Here is a 12,289-nt window from a genome sequence, read left to right as displayed (position 1 = left end):
TTCAATAGCATTTCTAAACTTTTCCACTTGTTCTGTAATAATTTTGACTTGATTATTACCTTTAATTAGTAAAATGATTCTATTCATTTTTTAAATGAGAAATGACGTATACCATAAAAAATCCACAAAAGTTTTAAAAAATAGTTTGCTATCCGTTGTTTTGAATATGGCACTAATTTATAGTTTAAATATTTGAAAATCAATAGATGAAAAAATCTACTAGAATATACTGACACAAGTTAAATTATAAGTATTTCGGATTCTAAATAAAAAATCACCCTAGAAATAGTCTATCAGAGTAATCCTAAGGTGATATGAAAGAGTTGCAAACTTTTATTTAGTATAATCTACAATTACTTTTTTGATGTCTCCTTCAAACTTAAATGGAGCCAACTTGTAATGTTCTTCACAAACTATGAGATCTTAAGTCTTGCATTAATATGGAACATAAAATGTGTACTGATAATATAATAAATTTATTAGCCATATTTCACAACCCTACACTAAACTCTTTTTTCTATTTTAATTTTTAATTTTTGAAACATACGAAACAACATCTCCGCCTAGATACAAATATCCCTCATGTCCTATAATAGCTCCTGCTTCAGAGACATAACTTCCTTTAGTATCAAATAAAGATTTAATGATTTCACCTTCCTCCGAAATTTCTAACACCATTCCAAATTTTTCCGGTTGAGGTTGAATGAAAGTGGGTAGACCATAGACAAACTTTTTCATTCCTACTTTAGAGTGAATTTTATCCAATTGGTCATTCCGTTTTGTGGTAAAACCTAACCAAAAGTTCCCATTATTATTTTTGGAGATATTGTTTGGAAAGCCAGGTAAGTTGTCCATAAAAACTTCTGACTCTCCTTTTTTGTCCCCTTTAATCCAGTACTTTAAGATTCTATACTTTGACGTTTCAGATACCAATATAAAATCTTCATTAGAAGAAATTTCTAATCCGTTTCCAAAATAATTACCTTCTGAATAAGTAGTAGTAATACCTTTTTGTGGATCATAAGCATAAACTCCACCGGTAGGCTTCATTTCTAAAATCAATTTATTAATGTACTTCATAGAGGTTTTCTCTGTAGAGGACATATTCACAAAATAAATGATTCCATCAGAAGAAATTTTTAGACCCGTTCCCATTCGAATGGATTGACCGTCGGGTGTTTTTGTCAGTAAAGTATCTATTGATTTATCTTGATTGATTCTGATCAAACCAACATCATTCATTAAGGCTATTAAAGCCCCATTTTTATCAAACTGCATTCCGGTAACCCAGTTTTCGGTTTGTAAATATTCTTCGACAGAATCATCAGGTTTTATTTTTAGAATCGCACCTGAAGAGAAATCATTTTCTCCTATGTGAACACCGCAATAAAGATTACCTAGTTTATCTGCAACAAATTCTTCTGCTCCGTAATATCCTAATAGATCTATTTGTGTAGCCTTTGTTAGTTTTTCGTTTAAGGCTGTACTCCCTTCGAACTGGGGCTTTAAAGGGGGTGTCCAAGCTACCGGATGAATAGCGCAACCAGTAAATAATGTAAAGGAAAAAGCGAATGTTGCTACTATGATTGAGAGTTTATTCTTATTTGTCATGATAAATTATGATTTAATTACCTGACAAAATTGAAGGATTAGATATTCGATTCCATTTACATATGTAAACGAATTAAGGTTGACTTAATTTTTTTCGAATTCTACTTAACTGAGTTGGAGAAATGCCTAAATATGATGCTATATAATACTGTGGGATGATACGCTCTATGCTAGGAAATTTCTCTCTCATTAACTCATATCTTTTGTCGGCATCTAACAAGCCCATTTCAAGTTCCTTTTGTTCTTTCTCTAAGAAGTAATACTCCGCTATTTTTCGACCCAATCGCTCAAGATCATGATGCTTGTCATAAAGTGCTTCTACCTTTTTAAAATCAGCTACTAGTATTTGACAATCAGTTAATGCTTGTTGTGCAATTTTATTAGGTTGATTCGTCAGTAACGATGAATATGCTCCGATTATAGATGGCCCAACGAAAAACTGTTTATTATATTCTTTCCCTTCATTGTTAACAAAAAATGCTCTAACAATTCCCTTTTGTAGAAAACCTATTTGTTTAGCATAACTATCTTCTTTAATGAAAAACTCATGTTTTTTCAACTCAATAGGTTCGAAGTAATTCTGTAAGATATTAAATGTCTCCTCTCCTAAAACGCTTATATGATTTAGATAGTTTTTTAGTTCTTCCATTTTAGTAATTATCACCTTATTGTCTTTAACTTATCTTCTGTTTCTCCAAGTAGCTCTATTTTTCTAAGTATTAGTTACAGCCCAAACTAAGTCTTAATTATAGCATACCATTTTATTTTTTATTGTATTCTTTTAAATACTTCGCAGTATAGCCATTATTCTTCTTTTGAAGGTTTATTGGAGTGCCTTCAAATACAATTTTCCCACCATTACTACCTCCTTCAGGTCCAATATCAATAATCCAATCTGCATTGTTCATTATGTCTAAACTATGCTCTATTACAATGACAGAATTCCCTTTCTTTACAAGCTTTTCTATCAGTTCTATAATCTTGGAAATGTCAGATAAGTGCAGGCCGGTTGTAGGCTCATCCATTATATAAATGTTACCTTCTTTATGTAATTCACTGGCTAATTTCACACGTTGACATTCACCTCCTGATAAAGTTGACAAAGGCTGACCGAGTTGTAAATAATCAAGACCAACTTCTTCTAAAACTTGAAGTTTTTTTAAGATTTTCGGTTCTTTAAAAAATTGAAGTGCATCACTAATTGTTAAGTTTAATACATCAACAATAGTTTTTCCATCTAACAAATATGATTCTACTTGTTTGTTGTATCGGTGTCCTCCACATTTTTCGCAAGTAGTTTTAATTGGATCCATAAAGGCTAGATCCATCATGATATAACCTAAACCATTGCAATTTTCGCAGGCTCCTTCTTTATTGAAAGAAAAGAGGGAAGCAATTGTTCCTTCATTAGACCGAGCAAATAAATCTCGGATATCATCAAAAACACCTGTATAGGTCGCAGGATTAGAACGAATAGATTTCCCGACGGGAGATTGATCAATTACAATCGCTTCTGGATGAATCTTTAAAAATTCCTTGTGAATCAAAGAGCTTTTACCAGAACCTGCAACTCCTGTTATACAAGTAAAAATTTTTGCTGGTATTTGAACATCTATTCCCTTCAAGTTATTTGCTGAGGCATTTTTAATCTCAAAGGTCTCTGTCCATGCTCTAAATTCAGTTTTTACATAAATTTTTTGTTTCATAAACTGACCAGTCAGGGTGTTTGATTGGAGTAATTGATTATAACTACCTTGAAAAATCACCTGTCCTCCTAAACGTCCTGCTTTTGGTCCCATGTCTATAACATGATCAGCTATCTTAATTAAATCTGGATCATGCTCAACCATTAAAATGGTATTCCCTTTCTCTTTTAAATCAATCAAAAGGTCTGCTACTAATTTTACATCTCTTGGGTGTAAACCAACACTTGGCTCATCTAGCACATAGAGCATTTCTGTTAAGCTATTGCCCAGTTGTTTGGCTAATTGAACACGCTGTGCTTCACCACCAGAAAGAGTGCCTGTACTTCTTTCTAAATTCAAATATCCTATGCCAATATTGACCAAATTCTTTGTCCGATGCTTCAATTGTTCTAAGACTGTTTCAACTGTTTGATTGGGTACACTATTGAAAAAATCAAGTAATTCTGTTAATTGAAGTTTCCCTAATTCATAAATGTTTTTTCCATTAATTCGGCAATCCAATACCTCTTTCTTTAACCTAGCTCCTTGACATGAAGGGCAAGGTTTTGTAGTTACAAATTGTTGGATAATCTTTTGTCGAGCTTTCGATAAGCTGTTAAAGTCTTTTTTCAGAAAACCTCTTTTTATTTTGGTAACAATCCCATTAAAGTTTGCATCAATGCCTTCTTCTCCACCTGCAAACTGAAACTTTTCCCCATCAGCATAAAAGAGTAAATCAATTTTGTCATTTGAGTATTCCTTTAGAGGTGTGTTTAAATCGAAAAAACCTGTATTGGCAATTATTTTCCAAGCCAATGAATTCACTTTGAAATCTGGGAATAAAATTGCACCTTCTTTTAACGATTTGTCCCAATCAATAATTTGGTTAATCTCTAAATCGTTTAGTTTACCCAAACCACCGCACGTGGGGCACATTCCTTCTGGTGTGTTGGGAGAAAAATGATTAGACATACCTACTTCTGGTTGTCCAATCCGAGAGAAAAGTAATTTTAAAAAACTTGAAATTTCTGAAAGAGTTCCAACGTTTGACCTTGAATTGCCTGAAATTCGCTTTTGTTCCAATAAAATTACGGGAGACAAGTTTTCGATAGCATCATAATCGGCTTGATCAAATTTTGGGAGTCTACTTCTGGCAAAAGTAGAAAAGGTATCATAGAGCTGTCTCTGTGCTTCTGCTGTTATTGTTTCAAATACTAAAGATGACTTTCCTGAACCAGATAAACCGGTAAAAACAACAATCTCATTTCTTGGGATGTCAATACTGATATTCTTAAGATTATTTTGTCGAGCACCTTTTATTTTGATTTTTGACATGATGGGATTCTTATTCGTAATCTACCTTGTATTGTACCTATTTTATTACATTTCGTTTATGTAATGATGCTTGGATATTTACTGCATTTAGCTTTCAAATAAATGAAAAGCCTGCTAGAAATTCTATACAGTCTGTATTGAATACTCTAATGTTTTTATTCAAGATAGAGCTTAATTTTGATTATTCTAAACAATCTAAACCTTAATTATCACCTTCTTTTTTCTTTTTCGATCAGCATTAAAGCCTTCTCCAAATCTGGGTCCTTCATCATCAAAAAATCATTTATTGATGGAGTGATTGGATAATTAGGCAGGGTCCCACGACCATAAAACTGTTTTTCTTGACTGTTCATAACATAATTGGTCAGTGGTATTTGCACATGAATATTAGAATTAGGTAATTTTAATTTGGCAAAGTCACCTCCGTTTCCTCCGTGATAATCACCTCCTGATTCTTCACCAATAAAGGTGGCTAACTTATTAAAGTGTACCGAGGCCAAAAATTCGGCTGTGGTAGAGGCACTTCGGCCATTCATCAAAATATATACATTTCCTTCAAAGTTGTCTTTGTTTGGTTGTTGAACCAATAACCCTTCATTAATTGATGGTTTTGTTGCAAATCTTCCATCAGGTAAACTATCAACCAATGGTAACGTATACTGAAACCAAGCTCGGTTTTTATCGGTATTATTAAATAGAAATGTAGTATCGGAGATGCCTGTACTCGAATAAAGTGAATCGAAATAAGTACTAGGTTGGTTTATCAGATAGGAAAATAGTTTTCTACCAAGAATATCGTTTCCTCCACCGTTATACCTAACATCAATTATTAGGTTTTGAACATTTTGCTTATTAAAATCACTAAATGCTTCAGGGATAACTGTACTGAACTTTTCAGAATCATCAAAATTCATCACCGTTAGAAGAGCAATACTATCAGAAAGGTATCTATAACGAATTGGTTCTTTCCTATTTAGCTTTTCTTTAGCAGAATAATAGTCCGTATATTCTCTAACTAATGGATCCTTTTGGGAAAGATACTTTCTGTAATTTCTTGTCCATTGTTTAAAAGTAACCGCCTGAAAACTTTTTGTATAACTCTGTCTATTATTGTCTGATAGTTCAACTAAAAAACTATCGGGTCTTTCTATCAAAAGGTAATACCAAAACTGAAAGTCAACACCAACTTGCAATCTACTCTGTTTATTACTTAATATGTTACCGTCACTAGGAAAAAAAGGTAATAATTCATCATGAATAGACTGAATACTTTTTCCGTTAATACTGAATATTTCTGTACCTGGAGATAGATCAGCTTCTTTAGAAAAATCAAAAATCACAAAAGCCCTTACAGGATCAAATTCCCAAAAAACTCTCAGTGGGAAGAATTTTCCGTTTTTTTGCATCCGATAGACTAAGTTATCCGGTGGTGTGGCGATCGTGTGTTGACATTTTACATTAGCTACTATTTTACATATTTTTCTGTAAGCCTCCTGTACATTTAAATCCAAGTCTACCTGCAGACCCTCATTTTCAAACAAATTGGCAAACTCCTTTTCTGATATATATTGGTTTAAGCTAGGATGTATTTTCTCCAATCCCATTTTCAATATATCCAAATCCTCATTAAGTTGTTCCACAGTTAGTTCTCTTGTAAAATAGTCATCAAAAGGGTGTTTCTGGGCTTCAGTACAAAAAGTATTTAGAAGTAAAATAGTTAAAATTAAGTTTATACATTTCATGTTTATTTTTTTTAATGATTAGTATACGTATTAATTATTTCTGATATTTCATCTGCCCTATCAACAATCATAAAATGATGTCCATTTTTTATATAAAAATCTGACTCATATGAGGATAATATCAAATCTGATGTTCCATTTATTTTAACACAATTATTTATACTTGTCTCATTTTTCCAATGTAATAACGTGTTTATTGCCCACTTTGTAAATGATAAATCCGAGTCTTGTAAGATCTCTTTTAATAATAGATTCTTTGTCCCAAAAAGAAATGAGGCAATAAAGAAGGGCATATGAAAAAGTTTTGATGGAAGGTATTTCACAAAATTCATCTTACTTACCAAACGATAAAGAAAAGGTAATTCTGATGACTTTTCAATTGTTGAAATTAAAACTGTAAATTTCGGTTTCAGTATTTTGGAAATTTCAACCGCTATCAAACCTCCAAAACTAACGCCAATAAGAATAAATTCTTCATCTTGATCTATTTTCTGAGATAATCTAATTGCATAATTTTTTAGCGATTCATTTTTTAAAGGAGTTATCCAACTTATAGATATCTTTTCATATTTGATTTCTAAGTTATTATAAACTCTTTGATCTGCTCCTAAACCACTTATACAATATGCTTTCATATATTAATTTTTAGTTTAAGATGATTCGTCTTGTCATTCAAGGCCAATTTAAAACATACAGTATGCAAGACCTTTTACTACAAAACACCCTATTTGCTGTAAACCGTATTGTAAGATGTTTTTATCTAAATTGTTTAGGTTTCATCTGCATGTTACCATTTTCAACAATCTCTACAATTCTTTTGGTTCTAGTTTCTTCCCTTTTAGCTGAAACTATCCAATATAAGAGTATTTTTTTTTCAGACTTCGAGAGATTTTCAAAGTATTCTTTTGCTTCTTTATTACATTTAAATGCTTGTTCTAATTCATTTGGAATTTCTAAATTTTCAACTGAATCTAGAATAGTCCAAGAACCATTTTCTTTTGCAATAGAAATACTTTTGAACCCTGCATCTCTCATTAATCCTTGCTCGATAAGATTTTTAACTTTTTCTTTATTAACTCTTGACCAATTACTTTTAGGTTTTCTTTTGCTAAAATATTGTTTAAACCGCTCGTTGTCAATAGTCTTTTTTGTGCTGTCAATCCAGCCAAAACAAAGAGATTCATCAACAGATTCGCTCCAACTTAAGTTAAAATTTGAAGAACTTTTTTTATAAAAAATCAGCCATACTGCATCCTTTTTTGAATGGTTCAATTCAAGCCATTCTCTCCATTCTTGTCTGTTTTTTATATTTATTTCTTTTGTATTTTTCATTTTGATTTCTTGGACGGCTTATCATTAGGCACAACGTTTAGTATAGGACAATAGAAAGCGATAAACTTTCAATCTTGCACTGAGCCAAAGTGTTTTCATTTTGTTAAATAGAAGAACTCTCTTGCTAATTCGTGTTTTAGCCTTTTAGTACCTCTTCTCATTATAAAGTATGGTATTCCCATCATAAAAGCAACATGTATGATAATGAATGGTAAAGCTAATCCAGGGGCATTTCCACCAATTTTATCAGCTGACAACAATCCAACAATGAAGGCTCCATAAATGATGATGCAAAAAATGTAAAAAGGAATCACCATTCCATGAAACCCATTTATTTCTGTATTAATAATCAGTTTGCCCTCTTTTTGACTATACGTCCAGTTAGCGACAGCCATATTCATATTCGTGTCAAAGAATTTCCTTCTCCTTTTTATTTTAAATCCATTAAAGCTAACTTCTCCTTTATATTCATTCTTGCTAGATGAAAAAACGTCAAAAGTGTCAGCGAAAATCCCTGTACTTCCTTCATCCACATGATTTCTTAATTTATTTACAAAGTCATTCTGTTGAATTATTAGTTCTGTATGTAAATAATCTATAAGTTTTAGCTTTTTTAAAAGTTCTTTCATTTTCTGCGCTCAATGCTTTAAAACATTGGATAAACACAATGGCGTTTATCCATCCAAATTTTCCAGATATAGGCCATATGGCACATATCAATTGTAAAAAATACTTCCAACCTCATTAGAAAAAATAGTTTGCTATTAGATGATTGAAAGACAATTTCAAGATAAATGATATGGTCTTTTTTATCAAGTTAATGTGATGTCTTTTGATGAAAATTTTCGATCCCTTTTTTACTTGATCAATTATATTTTGCTTAGGAAAGTATTTAGAAATATACTCCATTTACCTTCCTGAGGTCATGTTTCTTTGGATAAATAGCATTAGAAAAGAAATCAAAAAAAGACCTTTCAAATTAATAAAAAGTCTTCCTTAAGTACCCAACTGACTTCAATTTATAATCCTCGGGCTTAATTTCAGGTCTTTCAGACCAAAATAAGTTCTAATTATTATATGCAGCTTTTATTTTAATTTTTTCCAATAAACGATCTTGTCTTCTCCGTCTTTCCAAAAATCTTGAATAGTCGCTTCTTTTCTGTAACCAAGTTGATCATAGAATTTCCTTGTTAATTCAAATGCTGGGTCGCTTGACGTTTCTACAATTAGTATTCTATGTCCTTTTTCAAGTAGAAGATTCTCAATGAAGCCAATCATCTTTTTACCTTCACCATTTCCTTGCAAGTCTTTCCTAACAGCAATTGCAAGCAAATTGTATGTTCCGTCAGTTAGTTTTTCAGACGTACAATATCCGAGTCCAATAATTTTCCCATCGGACACATTTGTGAACCAAATTTCTTCTGTTGCAGGATTCTTAAAATAGTCCGAAATCATCTCATCAAGATATTCAGAAGGAAAAAGTTCACTTGAATCAAGTACATCTTTAAGTCCTTCTAAGTCGCTTTCAATCGTGTTTCTTATTTCTGTCATCATTATTTCTAAATTCCTTTTTTTATTGTCTTAACGTTTAGTGTAAGAAACATAAGTGATTCGAAGCTCTTACTTGTCAAGTTACACTGAGCTGATTCAATGTTCTAAAACTCGATAAATCACTTGGTTTTATACACATTATTGTGTGACGTTTTTATTTATATTCGTCTCGTAAATTTTTCCATTCTTTCCAAAATGTCAAGTAACCTTTCTTGTCAAAGTCGTCAGTCGGAATTGCCTTTGGTGAACTTGTTTTGTAAAAATTCTCCACTTGGTCCGCAAAATCCAAAACCAATTTCTTGTATTGTTCTCTATCGATAATTGCTTCTTGACCGTTGTCTGATATATGTTTTATTTTATTGTCCTCTGTGTGGATGATTGTCCAGTCAATACCACTCGGACAACCACAAATATTCACATAGTCGTTATCATCATCAGCAATAATAAAATGTCCGCAGCAAGGTAATATTTGACTTGCATAGTCATCTTTTTTATAGTTGTCTTTAAGTGTTCGCATTAAATACAAGGCAGTAGCACTAACGGTCACTTCTAAACTGTCTTTGTCTGAAACGATTTCGTCTCCAATTTTCACAAAAACGTGTCCGTGTGCACAAAGGTCAGTCGGGTCATCAACGTCATTTGTCCAATGAAGTTTTAATAGTTTTATATCAAAATTGTTCTCTATCATTTTTGTCCGGGCTTTCGTATTTTGCCATCCTAACTAACGGTGAATTTTTATTCTATAATTCATTGTGTTACTACATTTTATCATATCTGTTAGCTTCAGAAATCAAGGTCTTTCTGGGGTATAGGATCAAAAACACACAACAGAATGGCTTTAACTACGACTAGTGGGCATGTCTACCGGTGGATAGAGTATAGCTGTTGTTATAGTGTTTTTTCAAATTCCCATAGTAAAGAATCCATTTCTAAGTACATTGAATCTTCTTCATATGGTATGCTTTCAAATTTATAATTGGTGTTTACATCTAACATTATTTTTAAGTTTTCTAAACCTATTTTCGTTTGGATGTAACTATGAAGAATTTTTAATAACCTCTCTTTAAAAATCTTCATATCCAGTAAATTAGGCTGAGCGATTGAAATTACAAATTTATGAGGAGATTCACTTAATTTTGAGTTTAATCCATTATTTGTAAAATCAGAAATGATCAAACTACTTAAACTATCTAAATCATAAACTCCAATATTGTATTTATAAATGGAATCGTTTTTAATAAATAAAAGATTTTTAGATTTAAAACACAATATATCATCAGAGCAACTATTTACTAGAGTAATTTTATAATTGTCATTCTTATCCTTAATAAGGAGTTGGATTTGACTTTCATAATTATCACATAATAAGCTATCTATTGTCTTGTATAAACTTTTATAGTTGTCTATTGTATCAATATTAATTTGAAGAATTGTTTTTCTATAATCTTTACCAAGTTTAATATAAGTTTCACTATTACATGAAATTAAACAAAAGAGAAATATCAAGATTGAATATGCTTTCATTGTTTATTTGGTGGCTGATCCCTAATACAATACAAAACTATGAGTGAGGTCCTGTCGACCGAGACTTGGAGTTTAGTAGATATTATAACCTTTTTAAATTCCAACTTAAAAGTACACTATCTGCTTGTTCTAAAGTAATTTCTTTCTCAGAATAATGAGGACTTCTTTTATAATTATCAGAATCAAATAGCATATTTTCAATTTGATTTTTCAATGTACAACCCACCGTCTTTCTTCAATTAAGCCCGAATTATTAGTAAACGTAATTTATGGTCCATTATCCATATATGTTTTAATCCAACTCGCATTATTTCTTGTATCCCAATACTTTTGTTCTGGAATCGTATCATAATTCAAAGTCCTTAAAAGACTATCTCTCTTATCAAGAACATATCGATTTAGATAAGTCTCATGTATCAGATTGTATGATGAATGTTCAAGTCCGTTTGATTTAAGATAATCGAAATAATTTATAGTTAAATACCTCAATTCTAAACTGTCCTTTGTCTCATTCAGTTCCACATTATATAACATCAGTTCATACAAATCATTCCGATTTATTTTATCAGAAAACTGAATCTTGTCGAGATTGTAAAATGAATCAGTTTGTTTTAAAATCTGTAAAACTATTTTGTCATTTTGCTCTGAACAACGTCTCTTCCAGAAATCTGTATAATAATAACCTGAATCTTTTTTTGAGTTGTAAGTTAGAATTAAACTATCAACAATCATGTTAAGCGATTTATCTTTCCAATCGTTCCCCCAGTAATCCTCCTCCACAAGAATCCGATTATACTGTTCTTTACTCATTAATCTTTGCAAACCTATTTTCTTTGTTATCTCAAAGAAGTCAAAAAGGTTATTTGAATTTCGCAACCAAATAAATTCTTTTGGTCTAAAGTCTGATCCACCTGAACCAATAAATTTATATTCAAGTATGAAATCAAAAAGATTGTTATCGTCATGAAACATAATAGACTCTGAGAAATCAAGAGATTTTTCAAACCAGTTACCTATATATGTTCTATGTATCTGTTTAATCGAACAAGCAATTAAAAAAAGTCCAACTAGAATTATATATATGTATTTCTGTCTCATTTTATTTGTGTTACGTGAGTATATTAATAGTAACAATTGCGTGGCACTTTCCTGTCTAGTTACAAGAAAGTTAAAGCGGGTTACGACCCTTGATTTTACTACTATCTCGGCTATTATTTTTTATATATTGTTGTCGCCTCGTTATTCAGTCCTTTTTTCATATTCCTCTTCTAATTCAATCCGATATTTTTTAATTGAACGTCTTCCTTTATTATACATTGAATTCTTTTCATTTTCTATGTATTCTTCAATAAGAAAGTATAATTCTTTATCAGTCAATTTATGAATCTCCTTCTCTCTTAGAGTTTCAAAATCAAAACCTGCATCCAGTTTAGCATTTAAAATCTCATTGAACCTGACTTTATCTGTCGATTGAATATTTACAAGCTCAAATTTGCTACAGTTCATCAA

General features: G+C 31.4%; 13 protein-coding genes. All 13 read right to left on the bottom strand.

Annotation, left to right across the window (positions count from 1 at the left end; translation table 11 throughout):
• Positions 1 to 522: 522 nt before the first annotated feature.
• A complete protein-coding gene (locus NH26_RS03225; protein ID WP_044225478.1) occupies positions 523 to 1,611 on the bottom strand; it encodes an SMP-30/gluconolactonase/LRE family protein in 1,089 nt (362 codons plus the stop codon).
• A gap of 73 nt (positions 1,612 to 1,684) precedes the next feature.
• Positions 1,685 to 2,260 (bottom strand): Crp/Fnr family transcriptional regulator, encoded by a 576-nt coding sequence (locus NH26_RS03220; protein ID WP_044225481.1) that lies wholly within the window; start codon positions 2,258 to 2,260, stop codon positions 1,685 to 1,687.
• 112 nt (positions 2,261 to 2,372) lie between these two features.
• Complete coding sequence (locus tag NH26_RS03215; protein WP_044225485.1) at positions 2,373 to 4,631, bottom strand: ATP-binding cassette domain-containing protein; 2,259 nt, start codon at positions 4,629 to 4,631, stop codon at positions 2,373 to 2,375.
• Positions 4,632 to 4,840: 209 nt separating this feature from the next.
• On the bottom strand, positions 4,841 to 6,373 hold the full coding sequence (locus NH26_RS03210) for a S41 family peptidase (RefSeq protein ID WP_044225486.1): 1,533 nt from the start codon (positions 6,371 to 6,373) through the stop codon (positions 4,841 to 4,843).
• An 11-nt stretch (positions 6,374 to 6,384) separates the two neighbouring features.
• Positions 6,385 to 7,008, bottom strand: a complete 624-nt coding sequence (locus NH26_RS03205) for a hypothetical protein (protein ID WP_044225488.1) — start codon at positions 7,006 to 7,008, stop codon at positions 6,385 to 6,387.
• Between the two features lie 121 nt (positions 7,009 to 7,129).
• Positions 7,130 to 7,705: a YdeI/OmpD-associated family protein gene (locus NH26_RS03200; protein ID WP_044225490.1), complete on the bottom strand. Its 576-nt coding sequence runs from the start codon at positions 7,703 to 7,705 to the stop codon at positions 7,130 to 7,132.
• 95 nt (positions 7,706 to 7,800) lie between these two features.
• Positions 7,801 to 8,334, bottom strand: coding sequence for a hypothetical protein (locus tag NH26_RS03195; protein ID WP_044225492.1), 534 nt, complete (start codon positions 8,332 to 8,334; stop codon positions 7,801 to 7,803).
• A 457-nt stretch (positions 8,335 to 8,791) separates the two neighbouring features.
• Complete coding sequence (locus NH26_RS03190) at positions 8,792 to 9,256, bottom strand: GNAT family N-acetyltransferase (protein ID WP_044225553.1); 465 nt, start codon at positions 9,254 to 9,256, stop codon at positions 8,792 to 8,794.
• A gap of 154 nt (positions 9,257 to 9,410) precedes the next feature.
• Positions 9,411 to 9,944 (bottom strand): hypothetical protein, encoded by a 534-nt coding sequence (locus NH26_RS03185; RefSeq protein ID WP_044225494.1) that lies wholly within the window; start codon positions 9,942 to 9,944, stop codon positions 9,411 to 9,413.
• Positions 9,945 to 10,144: 200 nt separating this feature from the next.
• On the bottom strand, positions 10,145 to 10,780 hold the full coding sequence (locus NH26_RS03180) for a hypothetical protein (protein ID WP_044225496.1): 636 nt from the start codon (positions 10,778 to 10,780) through the stop codon (positions 10,145 to 10,147).
• Between the two features lie 82 nt (positions 10,781 to 10,862).
• Positions 10,863 to 10,994 carry a hypothetical protein gene (locus NH26_RS25780; protein ID WP_262494260.1) on the bottom strand — a complete coding sequence of 44 codons (132 nt, stop codon included), beginning with the start codon at positions 10,992 to 10,994 and terminating at the stop codon, positions 10,863 to 10,865.
• 53 nt (positions 10,995 to 11,047) lie between these two features.
• Positions 11,048 to 11,878, bottom strand: coding sequence for a hypothetical protein (locus NH26_RS03175; RefSeq protein WP_044225498.1), 831 nt, complete (start codon positions 11,876 to 11,878; stop codon positions 11,048 to 11,050).
• A gap of 141 nt (positions 11,879 to 12,019) precedes the next feature.
• A partial coding sequence (locus NH26_RS03170) for a hypothetical protein (protein ID WP_206780196.1) occupies positions 12,020 to 12,289 on the bottom strand: 270 nt, incomplete at its 5' end.

Origin of the sequence: Flammeovirga pacifica, assembly GCF_000807855.2 — a bacterium.
Classification (GTDB): Bacteria; Bacteroidota; Bacteroidia; order Cytophagales; family Flammeovirgaceae; genus Flammeovirga; species Flammeovirga pacifica.
Note: the sequence above shows the minus strand (reverse complement) of the source record. Positions and strands in the feature narration are given on the sequence as shown.